This is a genomic window from Arthrobacter sp. zg-Y1171 (assembly GCF_025244845.1).
Classification (GTDB): domain Bacteria; phylum Actinomycetota; class Actinomycetes; order Actinomycetales; family Micrococcaceae; genus Arthrobacter_B.
Genome location: NZ_CP104264.1, coordinates 536,802 through 560,811, shown reverse-complemented (window position 1 = coordinate 560,811; position 24,010 = coordinate 536,802). Strand labels below are relative to the sequence as shown.

Here is a 24,010-nt window from a genome sequence, read left to right as displayed (position 1 = left end):
GGCCCGGACGGCCCCGGCTAGACGGGTGCGGGGGCCGCAGCCAGGATCCGTTCCGGCGCGGAATAGCAGTTCAGGGACGTACCGCGGCTGAATCCGATCAGCGTCAGGCCGGCGTCCTTGGCCAGATCCACGGAAAGCGCGGACGGTGCACTGACGGCGGCAAGTACCGGAATACCCGCCAGCTGGGCCTTTTGGACCAGCTCGAAGGACGCCCGTCCGGATACCTGCAGCACCATGCCGCGCAGCGGAAGCATCCCGGCACGCAGTGCCCACCCCACCACCTTGTCCACCGCATTGTGCCGGCCAACGTCCTCGCGCAGGCACAACAGCTCGCCGTCGGCGTTGAAAAGACCCGCCGCATGGACGCCCCCGGTCCGGTCGAAGACTTTCTGGCCTTCGCGCAGCCGGTCCGGCAGGGCAGCCAGCATGTCCAGCGGGAGACGCACGCCGTCGGAGGACGGATCGAAGTGCGAGGACTTACGGACGGCCTCGATGGAAGCCGTTCCGCAGATGCCGCAGGAGCTGGACGTATAGACGTGCCGTTCCATCCCGGTGTCAGGGAGCGGGGTACCGGGCCGGAGCTGGACATCCACCACATTGAAGGTCTGCTTGCCTTCGTCATCCACTCCGGCGCAGTACCGCAGGCTGATGAGCTGGGCCGGATCCCAGATCACCCCTTCCGAGACCAGGAATCCGGCCACCAGGTCAAAGTCATCGCCGGGGGTCCGCATGGTGACGGTGAAGGACTTACCCATCACCCGGATTTCCAGCGGTTCTTCCCCCGCCAATACGTCATCCCGCCGGCTGACGTTCCCGTCCAACCGGAAGCGTGTGACCCGCCCTCGCTGGGTAACCCGTCCCATGGTGTCTCCCTGTCTTTAGTGCATTGACTCTGGCTCCGGGTGGCCGGGGGTCCCCGGGTTGTCCCGCTCCGGCTTTACCGGTGTGCGGGCTTATCCGGACGGTGCGCGGTTGACCTGCCACGGCAGGGGCAGCGCCATCACGGCCTGGTCCCTGATGCAGCCCTCCGGCGGCACCACCATAACGGCGTCCGCCTCGGCCAGTCCGCGGAGCATTCCGGAGCGGAAATACGGCGACGGCATGGCCCGGTCTTCCTGGATGCTGCAGGGAACCAGCCGGGTCCGTCCGGGCAATGGTTCCAGATCCACGCCGGCCAGGACATGCCGTTCACGGGAAATCGGTGCCCCGCGGAGTCCGTCCAGCAGCGGTTGGACGATGGTGAAGACCGCCATCATCGCGGCCAGCGGGTTGCCGGGCAGCGCTACCAGCAGGCGGCCGTCCTGCAACCGGGCCAGCATGGTGGGATGGCCCGGACGCATCGCGATTCCGTCAATGAGGAGTTCAGCCTCGACCTCTTCCAAGGCCCGGCGCAGGTGATCCGCGTCGGAACGTCCGGTGCCGCCGGTAGTGACGAGGACGTCGCCGGAAGACATTGCGATGGAGAGTTCGTCCGTGGCTTCGCTGCTCAGCGCCGCCACCACGTCCTCCAGCCGGTCCGGCAGGCGCCGGACGACGTCGATGCGTCCGCCCAGCATCGTGATCAGCTGCGGCAGCTGGGGTCCGAAGGTGTCCCGGACCTGTCCGGGCTCGGGCAGGCCGGCTTCGATGACTTCGTCCCCGGTCAGCAGCAGGGACACGCGCGGGGAACGCAGCACCGGCAGGGTGTCATGTCCGCACACGGCAGCCAGTGCAATATGGGCCGGGTTAAGCATCTTGCCCGCAGGGATGGTGGTCTCCCCCGCTGCCGCCTCTTCTCCGGCCGGGCGGATATGTTCGCCGGCGCGCGGTTCGGATTCCTTGGCGCGGTCGCTGAGCGTCAGCTGCGGCGGCGTTGTGGCCGACACGCTGCCGCTTTCGGAGCGCAGCACGGCTTCGGCGCCTTCGGGGATAAGCCCGCCGGTGAGGATTTCCACGGCCTCGCCCGGCTGGAGCGCGCGGCGTCCCGATTCGCGGTGGATCTGCCAGCGTTCCACCTCGGGTTCCTCATGGGTCATGACAGTCCACGGCGGCGGCCCGGCAACAACCCATCCGTCCATCGCGGCGGAGGCGTAATGCGGCACCGGTTGCAGGGCAGTGGTTTCGAGGGCCAGGATCCGGCCGAGTGCCTCGTCCAAAGGCACCGTCTCATACGGCAGCGGACGGGCCGCTGCGTAGGCGGCGTGGCGGGCCTGCGCCCAGGACGCATTGGGCTGGGCCGGCAGGATAACGGGTGCGGGATGTTCGCTCATTGGGCGTCTCCTTCCGTTGCGGCGTTCCGGCATTGTTCCGTGGCTACGGCCATGGCCGAACGCATGGCGACGCCGTCGTCGGCCTGGCCGCTGCCGGCGGCGAGGCCAGCCGCGTACCCGACAATGAAGGTGGTCAGCGGGGCGGCAGGCCGCACCACGCTGTGCGCAGCGGCTGCAGCCAGATCGAGGACAGCGGAGACATCCACCGGTGTGCCCTCGAGTTCCAGTGCCTGCAGCAGCCTGCCGCTCCACGCCTCGAGTTGTTCCTGCTGGCTTGCCATTCGTGCTCCTTCGTTTCGCTTGGGGACCGCCCGGTGCTACGGCAGGTCCCCGGCGCTCACACCCAGGGTTTGTGCATCGTTCCAGGTGTCAACATCGGCTGTACTCGTCGGGGGAACATCAACACCCCTCCATTGCACCCTAGCAAGCAACGCCTTCATCGACTTGTTCGCTAGACCCTCCGCGGCCAGGGAAGCCACAGCGGCGCGCAGGTCAGCGGTGCGGTACAGCGCTGCCAACGGCTGGCGGTTGCCGCTGGAGTCCACTGCCAGCAGGCTCTCGGCGGGCGGCACAGCGGCTGCATCCAGCAGGGCCCGGACGGCGGAGGCGATCTGCGGCATATCGCACGCCAGGACCATCGTCCAGGGGCTTCGGCCCCGGTCCTTGAGGCCGCCCTCATTGAGGCTGCCGCTGCTCTCGAGGGCGGCGAGGGCGGCGACGGCGGCTCCGACCGCTGCTGCGGGGCCGGCGTAGGCCGGCTCCTCCCGGACCAGCAGGGGCGTCCCCGCGGACCCGGCCAGCTCTATTGAGCTCAGCAGGTTCGACAGTTCCGGCGGCCCCGCAACGGCGATGTTGTGCGCATCCGGCACTGCGGCAAGGGTGGTTTCCAACAGGGTACTGTCCCCGGCCAGGAGCAGCGCCTTGGGTGTGCCTCCAAGGCGCGTGGAACGGCCGCCGGCCAGGACGACTGCATCATACGGAGCGGTAGCGGACATCAGGCAGCCGTGTCATTCTGCAGGAACGGGTCCCACTGCGGTGAGGGACGTTCAAGTTCACGGATCTGCCAGCGCGCACCCCGCGGCGCCTTGGGAGAAACCCGCAGCTCCCAGCCAAGTTGCGCCAGTGTCCTGTCCCCTTTGGTGTTATTGCAGCGCAGGCAGCAGGCAACCAGGTTCTCCCAGCTGTCATCGCCGCCGCGGGACCGCGGGACCACGTGGTCCACGGTAGCCGCCGCCTTCCCGCAATAGGCGCATTCATGGTTATCCCGGCGCAGGACGCCCCGCCGGGTGGCTACGGTGCCCTCCCGGTAGGGAATCTTCACGTACCGGTGGAGCAGGATCACCGAAGGTCTGGGGAGGATTTCGTTGGGGCCGACCACCGGCTCGCCGCTTTCCGCCACCACACTCGCCTTTCCATTCAGGACCAGCACCAAGGCTCGGCGGAAGGTGATCACGGCCAACGGTTCATATCCAGCATTCAGAACGAGAGTGCGCATGCACATACCTCTTCGCCTGCCGCCCGCGAACCGGTGAGTACAAGACACCGCTCCGCCAACGGCACATCGGATTGTCTATGCAAGAGTAGAACGCGATCGCGTTCTTGGCCATTTATGCCGGTGGTACAGGGGTCCGCTCCCTGCCCACGGCACCCCGCCTGCCTCCGCGCCCGGACTGCGGCTTAACAAGGCAAGGCCCCTCCCGGAGGAGGGGCCTTGCCAAGATGCTGTACCGGGAGCTGCCTAGCCGCCTACGCGGATGTAGACGCCGCCGGAGCCAAGCTCGGCCGGAGCTACAACGGTGGATCCACCGTTGAAACCGCCGTGCACTGCCTGTCCGCCGCCCACATACACGGCGATGTGGGCCATGCCCATCCCGCCGTCTGCGTAGTAGATAAGGTCACCGGGGATGGCCTCAGCTGCACTCACCGTCCGTCCAAGGGTGAGGTAGCTTGCAGGCCAGCCGTGGTGGTTGATTCCGGCCGCGGCCAGTGCGTTGGTAACCAACCGGGTGCAGTCCTGGCCGATGCCCAGCTGCGCGTAGGCAGCGGCTGCAATGGTGGATGCCACGCCGGAAGGGGCGCTCTGCGCCGGTGCCGGTGTGCTGAGGGTTGTGGCCTGGACAGCAGGCACCGTGTTGGCAGGAGCACGCGTGCCGGCAGCAACGGCTGCCGGTTTCGCAGCCGCAACGGCAGCAGGCGCCTCGGCAGCCGGGGCTGCCGGTTCCGCCACGGGTGCCGGAGTGGTGCCCGCAATGCTGTCGCGTTCGAACGAAACCGTCGCGTTTTCGGAGACCTGGAGGATCTTGACCGAGGAAAGATCCAGGGTGCTCGTCTGGACGTCACGCATGGTGTCTGCCCCGGACGCATTGGCCGCGACGCCGGTGGTCAGTACCAGCCCGGAGGCTGCCGCAATCACGGCGGCCTGGCGGCCCACCGTTCCGGCGTTGGCACTGACGGCGCCGGCAAGCGCGTTCAGCGTAGTGGTGCGTTCCACCGGCGCCCGGTGGCGGGCGCGCTCAATTGTCGAGGTCATGATTATCTCCGCGTCTCGAATTCCGGGTTAGCTGACGCGGACGAACATGACGCCGCCCAGGTCCGAGAGGCTGTGCAGGCCGGTGTTCATGCCGTTGAGTCCGCCGCTGATGACCTGGCCGTTGCCTACGTAGATCGCGACGTGGCCGCCGTTGACTACAAGGTCGCCGGGAGCCGGGCTGGAAACCTGGGGACCGAACTGCAGGAACTGCATCGGGCCCAGGTCGCCGACGGACTTGCCGACGGAGCGCAGTGCGTTCTCGACCATGGCGGTGCAGTCCTGTGCCACACCGATCTGGCCGTAGGCGGAAGCAACCAGGCCGGCTGCGACGTTGCCGGAAGCCGGAGCTTCGACCGGAGCCGACATGGAGGAGGCTGGCTTTACGGCGGCACCGGAGGCTGCCGGGGCGGCGGTGCGGGCGGCTGCGGCGTTCTTGGTGGCTGCTGTCTGGGTTGCTGCTGCGGCCTGCGAGGCTGCGAGCTCTTCTGCTGCCTGGGCTGCGGCCTCTTCTGCTGCAACCTGTGCGCGGTATTCGGCGCCGGAGGTGGAGCTGGGGGCAACCAGGGGAAGCTCGAACGGTGCGTTGGCGGGAGCGGTAACGCTGCCGGCCACGATGTTCAGGGGGGTTGCTGCGAGTGCCTGGCGGTCCGTGCTTACGGAAGCCTGTGCAGGAAGTCCGGCAGCCAGCACGAGGCCGGATGCTGCAACTACGACGGCGGCCTGGCGGCCTACGTTTCCGGCGTTGCTGCTGACTGCCTTGGAAAGTGCAGTGATCGGGTTGGTCTGTACGGTGGCAGCGCGACGGCGGCCATGAGCGTTTGATGACACAAGTTTGCCTCTCCCAATTGCCTACGAGGTGAGCTGTCGGATTCGGATGGGAGTCACCCGGTTGCCCGGCCAATGGCCTTTTGCAACTTAACCCCAAGGGTTTCTTTCGAAACCCGAAATTGGTTCCCCCGCCTCTGCCATGCGATTCTGCGAACGGACTTCAAACAGTGGCAGAGCTAGGCGATCTGTTCGAAGGTGCCCCACCTTTGGCGAATCGGGCACGAGGATGAGCGTACAGCAACATTTGAGGTATGTCACGTTCCGATCACGAAACGATATTCAACTGGTTACAACCAATTGATTTAAGTGCTTACAACCAATTCAGCGGGTCCACTACTTCGCCGTTAACCATGACCTCGAAATGCAGGTGGCAACCCGTTGAGGAACCGGTTGTACCGCTCGCACCGACCAGGAATCCGCGCTCGACTTCCGTGCCCAAGGTGACGGCAATATTGGAAAGGTGGTTGTACGTGGTCTGGACTCCGTTGCCGTGATCTACCACCACGCGGTTGCCACCGCCGTAGGGATGCCAGCCGGCGAAGACCACGGTGCCGGATGCCGCAGCGTTGACCGCTGTACCGCAGGCGGCGGCGAAGTCCTGTCCGTTATGCATCTCGCCGTGCTCCCCGGTAATGGGGCTGACCCGGTGGCCGAACCCGGAGGTCTGCACCAAAGAGGCATCCAGGGGCGTGGACAGCGTGCCCTTGGCCGCGGCAGGGACCGCATGCGAGCCGGCGGCAACCGTAATGGAGGCCAGCTTGGCGTCCGGGTCGTATTTGCTGCTCAGCCCGGCCCGGGCGAATCCGATATCGGCATTCGGGTCGGCCGAGACGGGTGCGTCGACCGCCACCGGCTCGAGCTGGACCGGATCGTCCGCTGCCGCATGCGTGGGCATGGCAGCCGTGAGGATCAGGCCCGACGTGGCAGCGGTAATAGCCACCTTCTGGGCGGCACCGCCCATGGACACGGACTTTGTTTCGGCGCGCCGGCGGCCTGACGGTGAGGCGTTGCGCGGGCGCACAGGTGCATTAGGAGCTGACGCGCGGCGTCGGCCCGAAGCAGCATGCTTCGACAAGTTTTTCCCTCTCATGGATCGCCTGCGAAGTTAGCTGTCGGATTCGAGTAGAGAAACTCGGCCTTTCCGGAAAAGGGCGGGCCTCACCTGCAACTATGCAGGAAATGCCGCCGGCTTCCGAAAGGCTTCACCCCAAGGCAGCAATGCTGCCGGAAAGTGGGTCCTCCGCCCCTGCCTGGACGAGTTTAGTGCTCCGGTCCGCTGGCAGGGCTCGGCGGACGGACCGGATAACGATGGTGTTTCAGCGTCGGAACTCACTATAGGGTAAATGTCACAAAAGTGACCATTCCGTTACCCAACGGGAGAAACAAAGACGTGGGAGGCCACTTCCGTAGGCAGTTCCAAGGCACCCTCGATGCCGGGAACACGAACGGAGATATAACCGCCGACAACTTCTGCCGTTATCTGCGCTCCGGGCCGCAATCCCGCTTCGTCCAGCTGGGTCAGCAGTTCTGGTTCCACCTGGATGGGTTCCGCCAGCCGGACCAGCCGAAGCTTGGTCCCCGGCTCGGCCGTCGCGACGGTGGACACCAGGTCGACGACGCCGGCGATGAACACTTCCGCCGCCACCCCGCCGATCCCCTCGAGGCCGGGAATGGGATTGCCGTAGGGCGATTCCGTGGGGCGGCCCAGCAGCTCATACAGGCGCCGTTCCACACGCTCGCTCATCACGTGTTCCCAGCGGCAGGCTTCGTCATGGACGTAGGCCCAGTCAAGTCCGATGACGTCCGCAAGGAGCCGTTCGGCCAGGCGGTGCTTGCGCATCACCTCGGTGGCCCGGCGCCGGCCCAGTTCCGTCAGTTCCAGCCGACGCGTCCCGGCAACCACCACGAGCCCGTCACGTTCCATTCGCCCGATGGTCTGGGAAACCGTGGGCCCGGAGTGGCGCAGCCGTTCGGCAATGCGTGCACGGAGGGCAACGATGTTCTCTTCTTCCAGTTCCAGGATGGTCCTGAGATACATCTCAGTGGTGTCAATGAGATCCGTCATGACGGGCCGCTCCTAGCAAGGGAGGAAGAAAGGCAGCGCACCGCTGCCCGGGGGTGTACGCCAACACGTTAGCCTATCCGCCGGACCGCCCGATAATTGCGCGGCACCGGGCACAGTCCCTGGTGGCGGGCGTCATACATCGCGGGCTCCCGAGCCTGTACGGCAGAATGGAAGTGCATATCCGCCACTGTCGAAACCCGCTTGGAGCGTCACACCATGGGCGATACCGCCGCACTGAAAATTCCCGCTGGGCTCCTCCCGAAGGACGGCCGATTTGGTGCCGGTCCTTCCAAGGTACGCCCGGAACAGATGTCCGCACTCGCAGCAGCGGGAGCCAACCTGCTCGGCACCTCCCACCGGCAGGCTCCGGTACGGAACCTCGTGGGCAGCGTCCGTGAAGGCCTCATGGAGTTGTTCTCGGCGCCCGAGGGTTACGAGGTTGTCCTGGGCGTGGGCGGTTCCACCGCGTTCTGGGACATCGCGGCCTTCGGCCTGGTCCAGGAGAAGGCCCAGCACCTTTCCTTCGGTGAATTCGGCTCAAAGTTTGCGGCGGCCACCAACAAGGCTCCGTTCCTCGCGGCATCCAGCATCATCACCTCCGATCCCGGCACGCGCCCCGAGCCTGCAGCGGAGGCCGGCGTCGACGTTTATGCCTGGCCCCAGAATGAGACCTCGACCGGTGTGGCTGCCCCCGTCCGGCGGGTGGTAGGCGCCGACGCCGGCTCCCTGGTCCTGATCGATGCCACCTCTGCCGCGGGCGGCCTGGATGTGGACCTGGCCCAGGCCGATGTCTATTACTTTGCACCGCAGAAGAACTTCGCTTCCGACGGCGGGCTGTGGCTGGGCATGTTCTCTCCGGCTGCGCTGGAACGGGCGGCCCGGATCAATGCCGGGGACCGCTGGATCCCGGATTTCCTGAACCTGCAGACCGCCGTCGACAACTCGAGGCTGAACCAGACCTACAACACGCCGTCGTTGTCCACGCTGGTGACCCTTAACGCGCAGATTGAATGGCTCAACGCCAGCGGCGGACTTGCCTTCGCCGCGGGCCGGACCGCGGAGTCGGCGGGGCGGATCTATTCGTGGGCCGAGAAGTCCCCGGTGGCCACTCCGTTCGTCACCCGTGCCGAGGACCGTTCAAATGTGATTGCCACGATCGATTTCGAGGCGGGCATCGACGCCGCGGCAATCGCCAAGACCCTGCGTGCCAACGGCGTGGTGGACGTGGAGCCCTACCGCAAGCTCGGCCGCAACCAGCTGCGGATTGCCACCTTCGTGGCCATCGAGCCCGACGACGTCAGCGCCCTGCTGGAGTGCATCGACTTTGTGATCGCGAATTCCTGACCCGCAAGGCCGCCCCGCAACAGGGGTCGTGGCAGGACCCGGACGCTAGGCGTTGTCCGGGTCCTGCTGCTTTTCCGGAGTGTCCGTGGTCATGCTCAGCCGGCGCGGCAGGCTCCGGTCATAGTGGAACCGCATGCCGTAGGTGCGCCAGGCCCAGACGAATCCGATCGCTGCGGCCAGCAGACCGGAAGCTGCGGCAACGCCCAGGCTCCAGCGGGGACCGAAGGAGTTCGAGACCCAACCCACCACGGGGGCGCCCAGCGGCGTGCCGCCCATAAAGATGGCGAAGTACAAGGCCATGACCCGCCCGCGCATGATCTGGGCCGTGGTGGTCTGGACATACGCGTTGGCACTGGTCATCAGGGTCAGGGCAAACAGGCCCACGGGGATCAGCGAGACGGCGAACAGGATCAGGCTGGGTGCCATGGCGGACAGGATGCAGGCCAGGCCAAAGGCTCCGGCCGCACCGAAGACAAAGCGCAGGCGGGGCCGGTCCCGCCGCGCGGACAGCAGGGCGCCGGCGACGGATCCGATGGCCATCACCGAATTCAGGACGCCGAAAATACCGGCGTCCCGGCCGAACTCGGTCCGTGCCATGGCTGCTATATAGATAGCGAAATTCATGCCGAAGGTCCCCACGATGAAGATCGCGAGCATCACCATGATCAGGTCCGGCCGGTGCCGCACGTACGCAAGTCCGGCCCGGATGCGGCCCTTCCCCGGCGGCGCCTTGGGTAACACGCGCAGCTCGCCGGCACGCATTTTCAGCAGCGCAATCACCATTGCACCGAACGTCACGGCGTTGAGGACGAAGACCAGGCCCGGACCCACGGCCACGGTCAGGAGACCGGCGACGGCGGGGCCAATCATCCGTGCCCCGTTAAAGGAGGCACTGTTAAGGGCGACGGCGTTGGGCAGGTCCCGCTCGGAAACCACCTCCGAGACAAAGGCCTGGCGTGCCGGCCCGTCGACGGCGGACACTACGCCCAGCGCCAGCGCGAACGCGTAGACGTGCCACAGCTCGGCATGTCCGGAGAGCACCAGGAGCCCCAGCGCCAGACCCAGGCCGCCCATGCTGACCTGCGTGAGCAGGAGGACCTTGCGCCGGTTGTACGTGTCGGCGATCAGGCCTGACCACGGGGCCAGAAGCAGCTGCGGTCCCAGCTGCAGCGCCATAACGATTCCCATGGCCGCCGCGTCCTGGTCGGTCAGGATGTCATAGACAAGCCAGTCCTGCGCCGTACGCTGCATCCAGGTGCCGATGTTCGACACCAGGGCACCGATAAACCAGATGCGGTAGTTGAAAATGCGAAGGGAACGGAACATCAGTCCAGCGCCCCCTTGGGGATAGTGAACCCTGTTGCCGCAACCGTCACGGGATTATTCGTCCTCCTGAGCACCTGTCGCTTCGGCGTGCTGTTCGCCGGCTTGTTCCTGATCAGCCTCGTCCTGCTGCCCGTCGTCGTCCGGGCCGGCAAGTTCGGCCTGTTCCTGGTCAGCCTGTTCCTGGTCAGCCTGTTCCTGCGCGCGCTGTTCCTGGGCCTGCTGTTCCTGTTCGGCAGCAATGTCTTCCGGACGCAGCCGGTCGGACCAGGGCACCCACTCGGGAGCCAGCAGCGCGTCGTCCGAGGGAAGCAGGCCCACTTCGGACACCGTTACCTTCTTGCTCCGGGGCATACGGGCAACCGTGGCGTACCAGTACCACCCGCGGTAGCCGGGACGCAGGGAAGAGAACCGGTGGGTCACCACCCGTTCGGCGTCGGCGGCTGCACCCAGGTAGTTGCCTACTTCGCCTTCAGACACCACTTCCAGCAGTCCGGCGCGGGCTTCGGCCACGGCGGCCGCGAGCACGGCGTCGGGCTTTCCCGGCCGCCGCGGGGCGCGCTTGCGAACCGCCGGAGCAGCAGCGGCGTCGGTGCCGGGTTCAGGGGACGGGTCGGGAGAGGGAATTTCCGGTCGCATAGTCACTTCAGTGCACTTACCTTATATATCCAGATCATCGGCAACGGCCCGCAGGACGGCAGCTACCTTGGATGCGTGCTTCTTATCCGGGTAGCGGCCGCGCCGCAGTCCGTTGGAAATACCGTCCAGCAGCTTGATCAGGTCCTCGGTGATCACGGCCATGTCTTCGGCATCCTTGCGGGTTGCCCTGGCTACCGACGGCGGGGCCTCGAGAATGCGGGCGGAAAGGGCCTGCGGTCCGCGGCGGCCGTCCGCAACACCGAATTCCATGCGGGTGCCGGGCTTGACCTCGCTGACTCCCGCAGGCAGTGCCGAAGCGTGCAGGAAAACTTCCTGCCCATCGTCCGTGGCCAGAAACCCAAAACCCTTACCAGTGTCGAACCATTTGACCTTGCCGATGGGCACTTCGGTTACCTCGTTCTTAGTTTAATCGCAGCAGGACACCTGCTGCAGGAATGGTCGTGACCCGCGTTGGCCCGCCAGGCCCGAAGCGGCGCCGGAGTACCTTTGGTGATACTACGGGGAAGTCTGTTCCCTTTAGAATATCCCGACACGGGAATGGGGCACCAAGGCCTCCCCTTTGTCCCGCGGTTTTCCGCTGTTAGCGTTAATTACCATGAGCAACACCCCACCGGAGAAGGTCCGGGTCCCCGCGGCACGCGCAGAGAAGCAGTTTCCGGCACCCCACACATCACCGGATCCCCGAGTTCCTCCCCGCAAGTCGCCGTTCCGCCGGTTTACTGCCGTCCTTGCGGCCGCGCTGGCACTGTTCGGACTGGGTACGCTCGCTGCGGTGCTGATCCTCTACCTCGGGAGCCAGGCAGTGGCGCCTTGGCTCATTGCCGCATCCCTCTACGCACTCCCCCTCGCGTTCCTGCTTATGGCGGGCCTGGTGATCGACGGAATCAGGCGGCGGCGCCGGGGCTGATCGGTCCGTTTTTCTCCCCACTCAGGTAACGTGGTTTTGATGTCCGCGATTCGAGCCTTGGCCGAAGATTTAGCAGCACGCAGTGATGACCAACTGCGTGAATTGCTCGCGGCCCGGCCCGACCTGGCGCTCCCCGCCGTGCCGGACTTCCAGGCTCTCGCAGCGCGTGCTTCGACACGCGTCAGCGTCCAGCGGATCCTCGAAAAACTGACGGCACCGCAGCTGCAGGTCCTGGAAGCGGTGGACCTGACCACCAACGAAGATTCCCAGCTCAGCACCACCGCTTCATGGTTGAAAACAACAATCTCGGGCTCAACCATCAAATCCCTCGATGCGATCCTGGGCCACCTGCATTCCCTGGCCCTGCTGCGGCGGGCCAAGCCGCACCCCGGAGCACCGAAAGCTGATGCCTCCCGCCGGTTCTATCTACCCGTCTCGGTCCTCGGCGAGGCGCTGGGCGCCTACCCAGCCGGGCTGGGAAGGCCGTATTCCACCTTGGCGGCCCAGCATCCGGAGTTCGGGCAACGCCTGGTAGGCATCGTCGAGGGGCTGCGCAGCAGCGGACTGCCCATAGAGAAGGCAGACACCCCCGCCACCGCCGCCCATTCCCTGCATCATCTGGTCTCTGATCCTGCGGGCTGGGCGACGCTAATGGAGGGCGCTCCGCCGCAGACAGCAGACCTGCTTCGCCGGTTCAAGTATTCACCGGTGGGCACCATCCCCAAGAAAGCCGCCATGGGACGGGCCGTCCTGGACAACCCCTCCCCCACCCCGGTGGAGTGGCTCGTGGCCCGTGGCCTCCTGGTCCCCTTGGACGCGCTTCACGTGGAACTTCCGCGGCCGGTGGGCCAGGCCTCCCGGGGCCATGTAATCGTCGCGGACTTCCAGTTGGAAGCGCCCCGGCCGGTTCCCCGCAACGTCGCCCGCAACCTGCGGGACAACGCCGCGTTTGGAGCGGTGGCGGAAACCCTGCGGCTGGTTACGGAACTGCTGGCGCTTGCGGCCGAGAACCCGATCGGGACGCTCCGCTCCGGAGGCGTTGGCGTGCGCGAAGTGCGCCGTCTCTCGGAATCGCTGCGGCTCGACGGTGCCGCTACGTCCTGGCTGCTTGAGCTGGCGGCCCTGGCCGGGCTGATCACCCTGGATGCTGCAACCTCACGCTGGGGCACCACCGAGGGAACCTGGCTTACCCAGAACCGTGAGGATCAGTGGCGCCGATTGGTGGAAGCCTGGCTGGATGCGGACCGCGCACCGTCCCTGGTGGGCGCACCCCTGCCAGCAGGCGGAGCAGTGAACGCGCTGGCCGCAGAAGTTTCCCGCCCGGACGCCCCCGTCGTCCGCCGTCGGGCACTGGAAATGCTTGCCCTGCTATCCGACGTCGAGGGCGCGGGCGAAAACGAAACTGTCGGTGCCTTCGACACCGAGGACCTCATCAGTGCCCTGACCTGGCACCAGCCGCGGCTGCAGCGGCGTTTTGCCCGGCTGGTTCCGGGCATCCTGAAGGAGGCAGCCCAGCTGGGGCTGCTCGGTTCAGGGGCGTTGACCGTGCTGGGGTCGGCCGTTGCCGGCAGCGACTATGCCCGTGCCACCTCCGTACTGCGTGACGCCCTGCCTGCGCCATTGAACTCCTTCCTGCTGCAGGCTGACCTCACGGCGGTGGCGCCCGGGTATCTGGAGCCCGGCGTCGCCCGGGAGCTGGCCCTGATTTCCACGGCGGAAGGCCAGGGCCCGGCAACGATCTACCGGTTCTCGGCCGAGTCCATCCGGCGGGCACTCGATGAAGGGCTCGACGCCGACGGCATCCTCGCCTTCCTGCACCAGCATTCCGCAACGGATGTCCCCCAGCCGCTGCGCTACTTGGTGGAGGACACGGCAGCCCGGTACGGCCGGCTGCGGGTGGGTGCGGCGGGATCTTATCTGCGCAGTGATGACGAGGCCGGGTTGAACGCCCTGCTGGCGGACCCGCGGACCGCTTCGCTGGGCCTGGTGCGGTTGGCCCCGACGGTGGTCGCAGCCAATGTGCCGGCTAAGGAACTCACCTTTTCCCTTCGGGAGCTCGGCTATCCCCCGGCGCTGGAAGGCCCGGCACGCAAGCCGGTCGGCTCCCATCGGATGATCCCTGTGCCGGCGCCGTCCTCCTCCCGGGCCCGGCTGAATCCGTGGGAACTTACGGATGAGGACCTGGACCGGCAGCTGGCCGCACTGCGCGGCGGAGGACCCGTCCCGCACGCGGGCGAGAGCCAGTCCCTGGTCAGCCTGGAAACCCTGCGCAAGGCCATCCGGACCAAGAGTTCGGTGCGGATGGGCGTGGTGGATGCCCAGGGGAATCAGCGGCAGGAGATTTTCGTTCCCCTGTCAGTGAGCGACGGCAGGGTCCGGGTCTATGACCCGCGCAGCGACGTCGAACGCACAGTGTCAGTACACCGGATTATGGACGTGGAAATAGTGGAGGGTAGCCCGGCACATGGTTGACGGACCGTTGATTGTCCAGAGCGATAAGACGATTCTTCTGGAGGTCGATCATGAACAGGCAACCGAGGCCCGGCACGCCATCGCGGCTTTCGCCGAACTCGAGCGTGCCCCCGAGCACATCCACAGTTACCGGCTGACGCCGCTGGGACTGTGGAATGCGCGGGCCGCGGGACTCGACGCCGAACAGGTCCTCAACACGCTGCTTATGTACTCCCGCTTCCCCGTACCGCACTCGCTGCTGATCGACATTGAAGAAACCATGTCCCGGTACGGGCGGCTGCGGCTGGAGAAGGATCCCCAGCACGGGCTGGTGCTTCGCACCAACGACTATCCGGTGCTCGAAGAAGTAATGCATGCCAAGAAGATCCAGCCGCTGCTCGGCCCGCGGATCGACGGCGAAACCGTCGTGGTGCAGTCCGCCATGCGCGGCCAGCTCAAGCAGCTGCTGCTGAAACTGGGCTGGCCCGCCGAAGACCTGGCCGGTTACGTGGACGGCACGCCGCATCCGATCCTGCTCAATGAGGACGGCTGGGCGCTGCGCCCCTACCAGAAGCTCGCCACCGAGAACTTCTGGGCCGGCGGTTCCGGCGTGGTGGTGCTGCCCTGCGGTGCGGGCAAAACCCTGGTCGGGGCGGCGGCCATGGCCACCAGCTCCACCACCACCCTCATCCTGGTGACCAACACCGTCTCCGCCCGGCAGTGGAAGGATGAGCTGCTGAAGCGCACGTCGCTGACCGAGGATGAAATCGGCGAATACTCCGGCGCGGTGAAGGAAGTCCGCCCGGTCACCATCGCCACCTACCAGGTCCTGACGCTCAAGCGGGGCGGGCTGTATCCGCACCTGGAACTGCTGGACGCCAACGACTGGGGCCTGATCATCTACGACGAGGTGCATCTGCTGCCCGCACCCATTTTCCGGATGACCGCGGACCTGCAGGCCCGGCGCCGGCTGGGCCTGACCGCCACCCTGGTCCGCGAGGACGGCCGCGAGGGCGAGGTCTTCTCGTTGATCGGCCCCAAGCGTTACGACGCCCCGTGGAAGGACATCGAGGCGCAGGGCTACATTGCGCCCGCCGAGTGCATCGAGGTCCGGGTGGACCTGCCGCGGGATGAGCGCGTGGCCTACGCCATGGCCGAAGACGGGGACAAGTACCGGCTGTGCTCGACGTCGGAAACCAAGACCGGCGTCGTCGAAAAGCTGGTGAAGCGCCATGCCGGCGAGCAGACCCTGGTGATCGGACAGTATCTGGACCAGCTGGACGAACTTTCCGAGCGACTGGACGCACCGGTGATCAAGGGTGACACCCCGGTGAAGGAACGCCAGCGGCTCTTCAACGAATTCCGGGAAGGTGCACTGAGCACCCTCGTGGTGTCCAAGGTTGCGAACTTCTCCATCGACCTGCCCGAGGCGTCCGTGGCCATCCAGGTCTCCGGCTCCTTCGGCTCCCGGCAGGAAGAGGCCCAGCGGCTGGGCCGGCTGCTGCGACCCAAGGCGGACGGCAAGGCAGCCCACTTCTACACCGTTGTTGCCCGTGACACCCTGGACCAGGACTTCGCGGCCAAGCGGCAGCGGTTCCTCGCGGAGCAGGGCTATGCCTATTCCATCCTGGACGCCACGGACATCGAAAAGCCGGTGTAGCCCCGGGCACGGCTTCGGCGAGGGACCTTCCCCTCTGCGCCCATAACGCCGTATCGCCAAAAGACCGATGCCGCTTTCCCTCCGAGCGGCATATCCGCCTATCTGGCAAACTGCTTATTGCAAAAGGCCTGGAACGCATATTGGGCGCTTTGGCAATTGCGCTGATGTCCATGGGTAGTTCTCCCCATGGACATGCGCTTGTCCAAGGACATACGGTAAACCGGTGTCGCTGGCGGAGCTTTTTTGCAGGGGGAAGGATAATGGGGGATGTCACTTAATGGGTGGGATATCGACGTCGCGGGAACCCGGGGCGTGATAGTTCAAGCCAGAACAGAACACCGAGAACTTGGCACGGAAGGAAACGTTCTTCGGAATGCCCTGACGGGCGCTGCGGAAAGTGTCAACAGCGGACTTATCACCGGCGCATTGATGGAAGTCTATGAGGGCTACCTGGGCCCGCTGGTAGCGAGTGCAGTTCAGCGCGCCGATAAAGTTCTTGATGAAACCGCAAATGCTATCCATGCGTACATCGACGGCGACCAGGTTATGGCGGAGACCGCCAATCAGCAGGCATCCATCGCTGCTCCCAGCGTAGATCCGGAGGCGGACAAATGAGTGCGGATGCGCTGCCGGTCCTTCCGGACCCGGACCTGATTATTTCCGATGCCGCGCTGATCGCGGCCTCCGGTACCCGTGCCGCCCAGTCCGGAAACGAGCTTGTTACTATCTGGAACGGCGTTCAGCCGCATTATCAGGCCCCGGAACAGGCGCTGGTGTACGAAGCGATGAAGCCGGTAACCGTCTTCACTGACGAAGCGCAGATTGTGACCCTCCTGATCGAATCTGCGTTGAACACCTTCGCGGAGGCGGTCCGCGGCATGCAGGCCCGGCACAGGGAGCTCGTTTCGGCGGCCGGCACCTCCTATCCCGAATCAACTGATGACGATCCTGATTACGGCAAGAACAAGGAAGCTGAAGTTGCCGCCGGCATCTCCGCCCTGGCGCAGGAGTACGCTGCTGCGGAGGAAGCCTGCGCCGCAGCCATCCGGCAGGCCGACCCGGCCAAGCTCCCCGATTCTCCCGGCTTTACGGACACCCCCGCTTGGGACATAGCCAATGATGCGGCCGACAATGTTCTGACCAGGATCCATCAGGAAAGGGTGCGGGTCACTGTTTCCAGCACCGTCCACGTCCAGACCCTCGACATCAGCCGGGTATTTATTACCTATGCAGACGGCACCGTGGTTCCGGCCACTCGGGCCACGCTAACCACCACCGTGGAACTGCGCATACAACAGCACGAATACGAGCGCACCGTTCTGGTGGCCAATGATGAACTGGCCAATATGCCTCCGTGGGCGAAACGGGCGGGTAATGCGCTGGGCGCACTGGACATCGGCCTCTCCATTTATGACAACGTGACCGAAGAGTGGAACCAGGACCTGATAGACCATCCCGAATATGACACGGGCGAGCGGGTAGCGAGTGCGGCCAAAAACGTGGCTTTCGAAACCACGGGATCTGCCTTGGGCGGAGCAGGCGGCGCTTGGGCGGGTGCGGCGGCGGGAGCCGCCATCGGGTCCATTTTCCCGGGCCCGGGAACCCTGATCGGCGGCATCGTCGGCGGCTTTGTCGGCGGATTCTTCGGCGGAGCAGCCGGCGAGGCTGCGGGCAGTTACGCCCAGGACAAGACCGAAGGTAAAAGCCATGAGGACTCATGGAATGGCGCAGTCAAGGAGTTCTGGGGTTCACTATGGTAATGCAGGAATACTTGGTCTGGATCGGTATATATACGGTTGGCGCAGCAATGCTCATATCCGGAATTGCTGCTTACCGCGGTAAGTGGCGGCGGTGGGTCCGCCACATGATGGCATATGAAATGGGGAAACATCCGCAGTTCGGTTTCTTGATGCTTTATGCCGGGCTTGCCGTGGTTTTCGGAGCATCAGCAGGAGTGGCGGGAAGCCTACGTGCGCCTGATTTCCTGGGTATTGGCTTTCAGGCGCTGGGCGGACTGTCAGTCCTCCTGTGCATCGCCGCCGTGACCCGGTTGCCCAGGCCCCTTCTTCCGGCTTGGTACCGCCGGTGGATCGATAACGGCGCCGTGAAGGAAGACATATTGCATACCGGCGGCGACCCGGTCACCACGTGGGTGCGTAAGCGTGCCGGAAGGTAAGGGAATGCTGGAACCACTATTGCGTGAAGAATCCCGGTTTTGTTCCATCGGCAGGCCGCATGACTGGGAAATCGGCGGTCTAACGGATTCCGCTGATCTGGTCCTGGCCGCACCCGTGGTTGCTGAAGGGTCCTTCCGTCCGAGCGTTGTCGTCAACAGCTTTCCGTACACCGGCAGCATGGAGAAACTGAGCACACTGGTCCTCTCCTACGCCCACGCCATGCTGCAGGACGTCTACTTTATTTCCGTGGACAGGTTCCCTCCCGCCCGCGGGGAGGGCCGCATCATCGAGTACACGTATTCCAGCGGCGGACTCGCCGTGCACTGCCGGGTGGATGTGCATCAGACCGCCGGCCACGGAGTCCTGGTTACCACCTCGTGCGCGTCCGCGGAGCTAGGTGCCTACGATGACGTCCTTGAGCTGATGTGCTCGTCTGCGCAGATTAAGGAGCCGGCGTGACCGAGATGTACGTTCCCACCCGCGAACCTTCCCTCGAAGAGGTTGCAAGCCGCCTGGCAGGTGTCCCTCTCGAGCGTTTAAGCGGCCTTCGCGCGAAGCAACCGTTTGCCTCCGACGGACCATGGCTCGATCCGGCGGCGGCGTCCATGCTGCACCGGGTCGCCCAGAACGGCCGGATAGGACGGTTGGAGCGATCGGGCAACGGACCGTCTATCAAGGTCCTGGCCGACGCGGGGCTTCTGGACAGCGCCGGACGGCTTACCCCCGGTGGCAAGGTCATTACGAGGCCGCTCGACCAGCCAGCGGCGGTCCTTCACTTCAGGGCTTCCTCCCTGGGACAAGCGACCGAGCTGCAGGTTTGGTTGGACGGAACCAACGCACTCATGCTCGCCGGCCCCTCGGCGGGCGTGTTGGCAAGCCCGTCCGAAAAACCCGCGGACACCGCCGGAAAGCTGCAGTTGAAGTTCGTGAGCCTCCATGAGCTCTTCCCTGTTCTCGCGGCATGGCTGGGGATTTCGCCGGCGTGGAACCTGCCTGTCTCTCCCGCTGCCTTTCCTGTGGAGATCCTCAACGAGAGGCACCGGGACTCCGGGGCCCCGCTGCCTGAGGGGGCGGACGAAGCCTTGGCGTATGCCTGGTCCCAGCCGTGGTTCCTCTGGCATCTCGTGATGGACCCGGCCACGGACGAGGGTGTGGGGTATCTGAATGCCGGCGGCGCCGGCCACTATCGCGTGGTGGCCGACGAGGACCAGGCAACCCTGGCTTCCATCCCCTCAGCCAATGTCTACCGCCATTTAGTCGACCTCGTCGAGTCCGTTCGTTTCCAGCGTCCTCCTCGGTTTGCGTAGCGCGCTTCACCGGGCATTTCCAGAAATCATCCTGCCCGCCTACAGACAACGTCCAGCTAAATGTAAGAAACTGGGCAGGTGAACAAATCGTCTGCACCCGAAGCACGCCTCCTTGTTGTCGATGATGAGCCCAACATCCGCGAGCTGTTGTCCACCTCGCTGCGGTTCGCCGGGTTCGACGTCGTCGCCGCCGCCAACGGCCGTGAGGCCCTCGCCGCCGTCGACTCCCACAACCCGGACCTCGCGGTCCTGGACGTGATGCTCCCGGATATGGACGGCTTCACGCTCACGCGCCGCCTGCGCGCCGCCGGACAGCACTTCCCCGTGGTCTTCCTGACCGCCCGTGACGACACCGAGGACAAGGTCACCGGCCTCACTGTGGGCGGCGACGACTACGTCACCAAGCCCTTCAGCCTCGACGAGGTGGTGGCACGCATCCGTGCCGTACTGCGCCGCACCCAGCCGCTCGAGGACGACGACGCCGTCATCCGCGTGGATGATCTGGAGCTCGACGACGACGCCCACGAGGTACGCCGCGGCGGCGTCACCATCGACCTCTCCCCCACCGAGTTCAAGCTGCTGCGCTACCTGATGCTGAACCCGAACCGTGTCCTGTCCAAGGCGCAGATCCTGGACCACGTCTGGGAATACGACTTCAACGGAGACGCCTCCATCGTGGAGTCCTACATCTCCTACCTGCGCCGCAAGATCGACCGCAGCCCGGACGCGCCGGCGCTGATCCAGACCAAGCGCGGCGTCGGCTACCTGCTGCGGTCCTCGGAGAAGCGCTAGGACCTTGATAAGGCGCTGGAAATCCGCTTCACTTCGGTCGCAGCTGCTCGCCATCATGGCGGTGCTCATGGTGGTTACGGTGACTATCACCGGCTTCGCCACCATTACCCTGCTGCGCCAGATACTCGTGGACCGGCTGGACGCAGACATCGACGCGAATGCGTCCAAGGTGTCGCGCTACCTGCTGGTGAACGAGCCGAGTACTGATGCCTCGCTGTTCCGGTACTACGGGCTGTACCTGAACGAAGACGGCAGCCATGGTCCGGCCACGCACTCGGAGTCGGCAACGGACATCCCGAACCTCGGTAACTACACCTCCGATCAAGTGGAGGCGATGGGTACCGAGGGCTTCGATGTCCGCGGCACCGAGCCGACGTCCAAGGGCTGGCGGGTACGCATCTACGATTTCGAGAACCTCCCCGGTTCCGTCGCCGTTGCCATCCCGCTGGACTCGGTCGCCGCGACCGTGGACGAGGCGGCGTCGCTGGTGTTTTCGGTCGGGCTGCTCGGAACCCTGGGCGCCACGGGGATCGCCTACTGGGCAGTCACCCGGCAGTTCCGTCCGCTGAGCCAGGTGGAAAAAACCGCTGCCGCCATTGCCGCAGGTGACCTGTCCCGCCGAGTGGAGGTGGGCAACCCGGCCACGGAAATCGGCCGCCTGTCCCGCTCACTCAACGCCATGCTGGCCCATATCGAAACGGCGTTCGCCGCCCGCACCCAGTCTGAACGCAAGATGCGCCGCTTCGTCCAGGATGCCTCCCACGAGCTCCGGACCCCGCTGGTGACCATCCGCGGATTCTCGGAGCTGTACCGTCACGGTGCCCTCCAGGAACCCGAAGAGATCTCCGCCGCCATGGGCCGGATCGAGAGCGAAGCCAAGCGTATGGGACAACTGGTCGAGGACCTCCTGACCCTGGCCCGGGTGGACGAGCAGCGCCCGCTCGAATACGAGCCGGTGGACCTGATGATCCTGGGCAACGACGCCGCACTGGACGCGCGGGCCAGCGCACCCGATCGGAACATTCGGGTGGTGGGGCTGGACGGCCACGCGCCGCAGAGCGCACCCACCATGGGAGACGAGGCCCGGCTGCGGCAGGTCGTGGCGAACCTCATGACCAACGCCCTGCGCTACACACCGGCGGGTTCCCCCATCGAAGTGGCAGTCGGAGTTGCCCCCGTTATCCATGACCGGATGGATGCGGTACTGGAGGTACGGGACCACGGGCCCGGGATTTCCGAGGACGACGCCGCACGGGTGTTTGAACGCTTCTACCGCGCCGATTCCTCCCGCTACCGGGAGACCGGCGGCACCGGCCTCGGGCTGGCTATCGTGGCGGCACTGGTGGCCCAGCACGACGGGACGGTGCGGCTGGCCGAAACAGAAGGCGGAGGCGCCACCCTCTCCATCCGCCTGCCCTACCGCGCTCCGGAGCAGTTCCCCGAGCGTCCGGACGAGGCTGGCGACAACTGACCCTCCCCGGGCGCACGCGGGGGCTCCAGAGGGGCAGGAGGGACCGTGCTGCCCTCCACAACGTGTTCCCCGAGGCAGACCCGCCGCGGCAACTCCACACCCCTTGGTGGTCCGCGCGTTGCCGGCCGTCTGCCGCCCTACCCTTCCGGTATCCGATCCAAGCCGCTACCAGGAGGAAATCATGCCTTTATTTGCCGTGGACAGCGAGGCGCTGGCTGCCAAGAGTGCCGAAGTGCAGGGAACGATCGAACGCCTGCGGGCAGACGTGAACGGTATGCAGGCCGGGCTGGCCTCGTTGAGTGAGATCTGGCGGGGATCGGCGTCGTCCAATTTCCAGCTGCTGGTTACCGACTGGCGGGCTACGCAGGCCCGGGTGGAGGAATCGCTGGACAGCATCAACCAGGCGCTGGCCTTCGCATCGGCGCAGTACGCCGAGACGGAGGCGGCGAACACTTCGCTCTTTATGCACTGACCGCGCCGCCGATGCCGGGGGCTGCACCGGCGCTTGGCAGGGCGGTACGCCCTTAAATGCAAGAAGCGCGGCACCCGGTCCGGGTGCCGCGCTTCTTACTTACGCTTTAGGCAGGAGCTGCGGGGGGCTTAGAAGCCGCCCATGCCGCCCATGCCTGCCATCTCGTCAGCGCCGCCCATAGCGGGGGCCGACTTCTCCGGCTTGTCCGCAACCACTGCTTCGGTGGTCAGGAACAGGCCGGCGATGGAAGCTGCGTTCTGCAGGGCAGAGCGCGTTACCTTTACCGGGTCGTTGATGCCGGCAGCCAGCAGGTCTTCGTACTCGCCGGTTGCTGCGTTCAGGCCGAAGCCTTCGGGCAGGCCGCGGACCTTGTCCACAACAACGCCCGGCTCCATGCCGGCGTTGAAGGCGATCTGCTTCAGCGGAGCGTCGATGGCAACGCGGACGATGTTGGCGCCCGTTGCTTCGTCGCCCTCGAGGGACAGGTTGGCGAAGGCCTTGAGGCCGGCCTGGATGAGGGCCACGCCGCCACCGGCAACGATGCCTTCTTCAACGGCAGCCTTTGCGTTGCGGACAGCGTCCTCAATGCGGTGCTTGCGTTCCTTCAGCTCAACCTCGGTTGCCGCACCGGCCTTGATGACTGCAACACCGCCGGCCAGCTTGGCCAGGCGTTCCTGCAGCTTCTCGCGGTCGTAATCCGAATCGGAGTTCTCGATTTCGGCACGGATCTGGTTGACGCGGCCGGCGATCTCTTCAGCGTCGCCTGCGCCTTCCACGATGGTGGTCTCGTCCTTGGTGACGACAACCTTGCGTGCCTTGCCCAGCAGGTCCAGCGTGGCGTTTTCCAGCTTCAGGCCAACCTCTTCGGCGATGACCTGGCCACCGGTGAGGATGGCAATGTCGGCCAGCTGTGCCTTGCGGCGGTCGCCGAAGCCCGGTGCCTTGACGGCTACGGACTTGAAGGTGCCGCGGATCTTGTTGACCACCAGGGTTGCCAGGGCTTCGCCCTCAACATCTTCGGCGATGATCAGCAGCGGCTTGCCGGACTGCATGACCTTCTCGAGGACGGCAACGAGATCCTTGACGTTGGAGATCTTCGAGTTGACGATCAGGATGTACGGATCCTCAAGGACCGTTTCCTGGCGCTCGGCGTCGGTGACGAAGTAACCGGAGATGTAACCCTTGTCGAAGCGCATGCCTTCGGTGAGTTCCAGTTCCAGGCCGAAGGTGTTGGACTCCTCGACCGTGATGACGCCTTCCTTGCCCACCTTGTCCAGTGCTTCGGCAATCAGGTCGCCGATCTGCTGGTCACCGGCGGAGATGGAAGCCGTAGCGGCGATCTGCTCCTTGGTTTCGATCTCCTTGGCAGATGCAATCAGTTCGGCGGTAACGGCGGCAACAGCCTTCTCGATGCCGCGCTTCAGGCTCAGCGGATCGGCGCCGGCGGCAACGTTGCGCAGGCCTTCCCGGACCAGTGCCTGGGCGAGGACAGTTGCCGTGGTGGTGCCGTCACCGGCAACATCGTCAGTCTTCTTGGCAACTTCCTTGACCAGCTCTGCGCCGATCTTCTCGTAGGGATCGTCCAGCTCGATCTCCTTGGCGATGGAAACGCCGTCATTGGTGATCGTGGGGGCGCCCCACTTCTTTTCGAGGACCACGTTGCGGCCACGCGGGCCGAGGGTCACCTTGACGGCGTCGGCGAGGATGTTCAACCCGCGCTCGAGGCCGCGGCGTGCCTCTTCTTCAAATGCAATGATCTTGGCCATAACGGCTA

General features: G+C 65.4%; 25 protein-coding genes and 2 riboswitches. Of the genes, 12 read left to right on the top strand and 13 right to left on the bottom strand.

Features of this window, described 5'->3' with window-relative positions; all coding sequences use genetic code 11:
- Window positions 1–17: 17 nt before the first annotated feature.
- From fdhD to N2L00_RS02680, 9 genes are all read right to left on the bottom strand, one after another.
- Entirely contained in the window at window positions 18–863 is an 846-nt protein-coding gene (gene fdhD, locus N2L00_RS02720; protein ID WP_255766695.1) for a formate dehydrogenase accessory sulfurtransferase FdhD, read from the bottom strand.
- A gap of 90 nt (window positions 864–953) precedes the next feature.
- Entirely contained in the window at window positions 954–2,249 is a 1,296-nt protein-coding gene (locus tag N2L00_RS02715; protein WP_255863772.1) for a molybdopterin molybdotransferase MoeA, read from the bottom strand.
- Window positions 2,246–2,530, bottom strand: a complete 285-nt coding sequence (locus N2L00_RS02710) for a DUF6457 domain-containing protein (protein WP_255863771.1) — start codon at window positions 2,528–2,530, stop codon at window positions 2,246–2,248. Before N2L00_RS02710 ends, N2L00_RS02715 begins: the two co-directional genes overlap by 4 nt.
- Before the next feature lie 36 nt (window positions 2,531–2,566).
- The gene (locus tag N2L00_RS02705) at window positions 2,567–3,244 is read right to left on the bottom strand and encodes a molybdenum cofactor guanylyltransferase (RefSeq protein ID WP_255863770.1); all 678 of its coding nucleotides are present in this window, start codon (window positions 3,242–3,244) and stop codon (window positions 2,567–2,569) included.
- Window positions 3,244–3,744: an HNH endonuclease gene (locus N2L00_RS02700; protein ID WP_255766689.1), complete on the bottom strand. Its 501-nt coding sequence runs from the start codon at window positions 3,742–3,744 to the stop codon at window positions 3,244–3,246. The genes N2L00_RS02705 and N2L00_RS02700 overlap by 1 nt, the downstream gene beginning before the upstream one ends.
- Before the next feature lie 243 nt (window positions 3,745–3,987).
- A complete protein-coding gene (locus N2L00_RS02695) occupies window positions 3,988–4,779 on the bottom strand; it encodes an NlpC/P60 family protein (RefSeq protein ID WP_255863769.1) in 792 nt (263 codons plus the stop codon).
- A gap of 27 nt (window positions 4,780–4,806) precedes the next feature.
- Window positions 4,807–5,607: an NlpC/P60 family protein gene (locus N2L00_RS02690; RefSeq protein ID WP_255863768.1), complete on the bottom strand. Its 801-nt coding sequence runs from the start codon at window positions 5,605–5,607 to the stop codon at window positions 4,807–4,809.
- 3 nt (window positions 5,608–5,610) lie between these two features.
- A riboswitch (cyclic di-AMP (ydaO/yuaA leader) is annotated at window positions 5,611–5,769 on the bottom strand.
- A gap of 148 nt (window positions 5,770–5,917) precedes the next feature.
- Window positions 5,918–6,568: a M23 family metallopeptidase gene (locus N2L00_RS02685; RefSeq protein ID WP_255863867.1), complete on the bottom strand. Its 651-nt coding sequence runs from the start codon at window positions 6,566–6,568 to the stop codon at window positions 5,918–5,920.
- A 117-nt stretch (window positions 6,569–6,685) separates the two neighbouring features.
- Window positions 6,686–6,883: riboswitch (cyclic di-AMP (ydaO/yuaA leader) on the bottom strand.
- A 90-nt stretch (window positions 6,884–6,973) separates the two neighbouring features.
- The gene (locus N2L00_RS02680; protein WP_255766685.1) at window positions 6,974–7,672 is read right to left on the bottom strand and encodes a metal-dependent transcriptional regulator; all 699 of its coding nucleotides are present in this window, start codon (window positions 7,670–7,672) and stop codon (window positions 6,974–6,976) included.
- A gap of 216 nt (window positions 7,673–7,888) precedes the next feature.
- Here N2L00_RS02680 and serC point away from each other — a divergent pair, with 216 nt between their 5' ends.
- The gene (gene serC / locus N2L00_RS02675; protein ID WP_255863767.1) at window positions 7,889–9,016 is read left to right on the top strand and encodes a phosphoserine transaminase; all 1,128 of its coding nucleotides are present in this window, start codon (window positions 7,889–7,891) and stop codon (window positions 9,014–9,016) included.
- A 45-nt stretch (window positions 9,017–9,061) separates the two neighbouring features.
- On the opposite strand, the gene N2L00_RS02670 is transcribed toward serC, so the two are convergent.
- From N2L00_RS02670 to N2L00_RS02660, 3 genes are read right to left on the bottom strand one after another with little or no spacing between them, the layout of a single operon-like run.
- Window positions 9,062–10,342, bottom strand: coding sequence for an MFS transporter (locus N2L00_RS02670; protein ID WP_255766683.1), 1,281 nt, complete (start codon window positions 10,340–10,342; stop codon window positions 9,062–9,064).
- Window positions 10,343–10,396: 54 nt separating this feature from the next.
- Window positions 10,397–10,978: a DUF3027 domain-containing protein gene (locus N2L00_RS02665; RefSeq protein WP_255863866.1), complete on the bottom strand. Its 582-nt coding sequence runs from the start codon at window positions 10,976–10,978 to the stop codon at window positions 10,397–10,399.
- A 21-nt stretch (window positions 10,979–10,999) separates the two neighbouring features.
- Window positions 11,000–11,383 (bottom strand): cold-shock protein, encoded by a 384-nt coding sequence (locus tag N2L00_RS02660; protein WP_227922981.1) that lies wholly within the window; start codon window positions 11,381–11,383, stop codon window positions 11,000–11,002.
- Between the two features lie 211 nt (window positions 11,384–11,594).
- Here N2L00_RS02660 and N2L00_RS02655 point away from each other — a divergent pair, with 211 nt between their 5' ends.
- From N2L00_RS02655 to N2L00_RS02605, 11 genes are all read left to right on the top strand, one after another.
- Entirely contained in the window at window positions 11,595–11,906 is a 312-nt protein-coding gene (locus tag N2L00_RS02655) for a hypothetical protein (RefSeq protein WP_255863766.1), read from the top strand.
- A 39-nt stretch (window positions 11,907–11,945) separates the two neighbouring features.
- A complete protein-coding gene (locus tag N2L00_RS02650) occupies window positions 11,946–14,378 on the top strand; it encodes a helicase-associated domain-containing protein (RefSeq protein WP_255863765.1) in 2,433 nt (810 codons plus the stop codon).
- Window positions 14,371–16,017, top strand: a complete 1,647-nt coding sequence (locus tag N2L00_RS02645; protein WP_255863764.1) for a DNA repair helicase XPB — start codon at window positions 14,371–14,373, stop codon at window positions 16,015–16,017. Before N2L00_RS02650 ends, N2L00_RS02645 begins: the two co-directional genes overlap by 8 nt.
- Before the next feature lie 267 nt (window positions 16,018–16,284).
- Complete coding sequence (locus N2L00_RS02640; protein WP_255766678.1) at window positions 16,285–16,632, top strand: DUF6507 family protein; 348 nt, start codon at window positions 16,285–16,287, stop codon at window positions 16,630–16,632.
- Window positions 16,629–17,777, top strand: a complete 1,149-nt coding sequence (locus N2L00_RS02635; RefSeq protein WP_255766677.1) for a hypothetical protein — start codon at window positions 16,629–16,631, stop codon at window positions 17,775–17,777. The genes N2L00_RS02640 and N2L00_RS02635 overlap by 4 nt, the downstream gene beginning before the upstream one ends.
- On the top strand, window positions 17,771–18,193 hold the full coding sequence (locus tag N2L00_RS02630; protein WP_255863763.1) for a hypothetical protein: 423 nt from the start codon (window positions 17,771–17,773) through the stop codon (window positions 18,191–18,193). The genes N2L00_RS02635 and N2L00_RS02630 overlap by 7 nt, the downstream gene beginning before the upstream one ends.
- A 4-nt stretch (window positions 18,194–18,197) precedes the next feature.
- Window positions 18,198–18,653, top strand: coding sequence for a hypothetical protein (locus N2L00_RS02625; RefSeq protein ID WP_255766675.1), 456 nt, complete (start codon window positions 18,198–18,200; stop codon window positions 18,651–18,653).
- Window positions 18,650–19,501, top strand: coding sequence for a hypothetical protein (locus tag N2L00_RS02620; protein ID WP_255766672.1), 852 nt, complete (start codon window positions 18,650–18,652; stop codon window positions 19,499–19,501). The genes N2L00_RS02625 and N2L00_RS02620 overlap by 4 nt, the downstream gene beginning before the upstream one ends.
- 78 nt (window positions 19,502–19,579) lie before the next feature.
- Window positions 19,580–20,293 carry a response regulator transcription factor gene (locus N2L00_RS02615; RefSeq protein WP_227913521.1) on the top strand — a complete coding sequence of 238 codons (714 nt, stop codon included), beginning with the start codon at window positions 19,580–19,582 and terminating at the stop codon, window positions 20,291–20,293.
- A gap of 79 nt (window positions 20,294–20,372) precedes the next feature.
- Window positions 20,373–21,764, top strand: a complete 1,392-nt coding sequence (locus tag N2L00_RS02610) for a HAMP domain-containing sensor histidine kinase (RefSeq protein WP_308219760.1) — start codon at window positions 20,373–20,375, stop codon at window positions 21,762–21,764.
- Window positions 21,765–21,945: 181 nt separating this feature from the next.
- A complete protein-coding gene (locus N2L00_RS02605) occupies window positions 21,946–22,236 on the top strand; it encodes a WXG100 family type VII secretion target (RefSeq protein ID WP_227922954.1) in 291 nt (96 codons plus the stop codon).
- 128 nt (window positions 22,237–22,364) lie between these two features.
- Here N2L00_RS02605 and groL read toward each other — a convergent pair whose 3' ends face one another.
- The gene (groL, locus tag N2L00_RS02600) at window positions 22,365–24,002 is read right to left on the bottom strand and encodes a chaperonin GroEL (protein WP_227922944.1); all 1,638 of its coding nucleotides are present in this window, start codon (window positions 24,000–24,002) and stop codon (window positions 22,365–22,367) included.
- Window positions 24,003–24,010 lie beyond the last annotated feature (8 nt).

What these genes read in the sequence shown, in the direction of transcription:
- fdhD (WP_255766695.1), bottom strand. Translation starts at nt 863, where the DNA reads ATGGGACGGGTTACCCAGCGAGGGCGGGTCACACGCTTCCGGTTGGAC.
- N2L00_RS02715 (WP_255863772.1), bottom strand. Translation starts at nt 2,249, where the DNA reads ATGAGCGAACATCCCGCACCCGTTATCCTGCCGGCCCAGCCCAATGCG.
- N2L00_RS02710 (WP_255863771.1), bottom strand. Translation starts at nt 2,530, where the DNA reads ATGGCAAGCCAGCAGGAACAACTCGAGGCGTGGAGCGGCAGGCTGCTG.
- N2L00_RS02705 (WP_255863770.1), bottom strand. Translation starts at nt 3,244, where the DNA reads ATGTCCGCTACCGCTCCGTATGATGCAGTCGTCCTGGCCGGCGGCCGT.
- N2L00_RS02700 (WP_255766689.1), bottom strand. Translation starts at nt 3,744, where the DNA reads ATGCGCACTCTCGTTCTGAATGCTGGATATGAACCGTTGGCCGTGATC.
- N2L00_RS02695 (WP_255863769.1), bottom strand. Translation starts at nt 4,779, where the DNA reads ATGACCTCGACAATTGAGCGCGCCCGCCACCGGGCGCCGGTGGAACGC.
- N2L00_RS02685 (WP_255863867.1), bottom strand. Translation starts at nt 6,568, where the DNA reads ATGGGCGGTGCCGCCCAGAAGGTGGCTATTACCGCTGCCACGTCGGGC.
- N2L00_RS02680 (WP_255766685.1), bottom strand. Translation starts at nt 7,672, where the DNA reads ATGACGGATCTCATTGACACCACTGAGATGTATCTCAGGACCATCCTG.
- serC (WP_255863767.1), top strand. Translation starts at nt 7,889, where the DNA reads ATGGGCGATACCGCCGCACTGAAAATTCCCGCTGGGCTCCTCCCGAAG.
- N2L00_RS02670 (WP_255766683.1), bottom strand. Translation starts at nt 10,342, where the DNA reads ATGTTCCGTTCCCTTCGCATTTTCAACTACCGCATCTGGTTTATCGGT.
- N2L00_RS02665 (WP_255863866.1), bottom strand. Translation starts at nt 10,978, where the DNA reads ATGCGACCGGAAATTCCCTCTCCCGACCCGTCCCCTGAACCCGGCACC.
- N2L00_RS02655 (WP_255863766.1), top strand. Translation starts at nt 11,595, where the DNA reads ATGAGCAACACCCCACCGGAGAAGGTCCGGGTCCCCGCGGCACGCGCA.
- N2L00_RS02650 (WP_255863765.1), top strand. Translation starts at nt 11,946, where the DNA reads ATGTCCGCGATTCGAGCCTTGGCCGAAGATTTAGCAGCACGCAGTGAT.
- N2L00_RS02645 (WP_255863764.1), top strand. Translation starts at nt 14,371, where the DNA reads ATGGTTGACGGACCGTTGATTGTCCAGAGCGATAAGACGATTCTTCTG.
- N2L00_RS02640 (WP_255766678.1), top strand. Translation starts at nt 16,285, where the DNA reads ATGTCACTTAATGGGTGGGATATCGACGTCGCGGGAACCCGGGGCGTG.
- N2L00_RS02635 (WP_255766677.1), top strand. Translation starts at nt 16,629, where the DNA reads ATGAGTGCGGATGCGCTGCCGGTCCTTCCGGACCCGGACCTGATTATT.
- N2L00_RS02630 (WP_255863763.1), top strand. Translation starts at nt 17,771, where the DNA reads ATGGTAATGCAGGAATACTTGGTCTGGATCGGTATATATACGGTTGGC.
- N2L00_RS02625 (WP_255766675.1), top strand. Translation starts at nt 18,198, where the DNA reads ATGCTGGAACCACTATTGCGTGAAGAATCCCGGTTTTGTTCCATCGGC.
- N2L00_RS02605 (WP_227922954.1), top strand. Translation starts at nt 21,946, where the DNA reads ATGCCTTTATTTGCCGTGGACAGCGAGGCGCTGGCTGCCAAGAGTGCC.
- groL (WP_227922944.1), bottom strand. Translation starts at nt 24,002, where the DNA reads ATGGCCAAGATCATTGCATTTGAAGAAGAGGCACGCCGCGGCCTCGAG.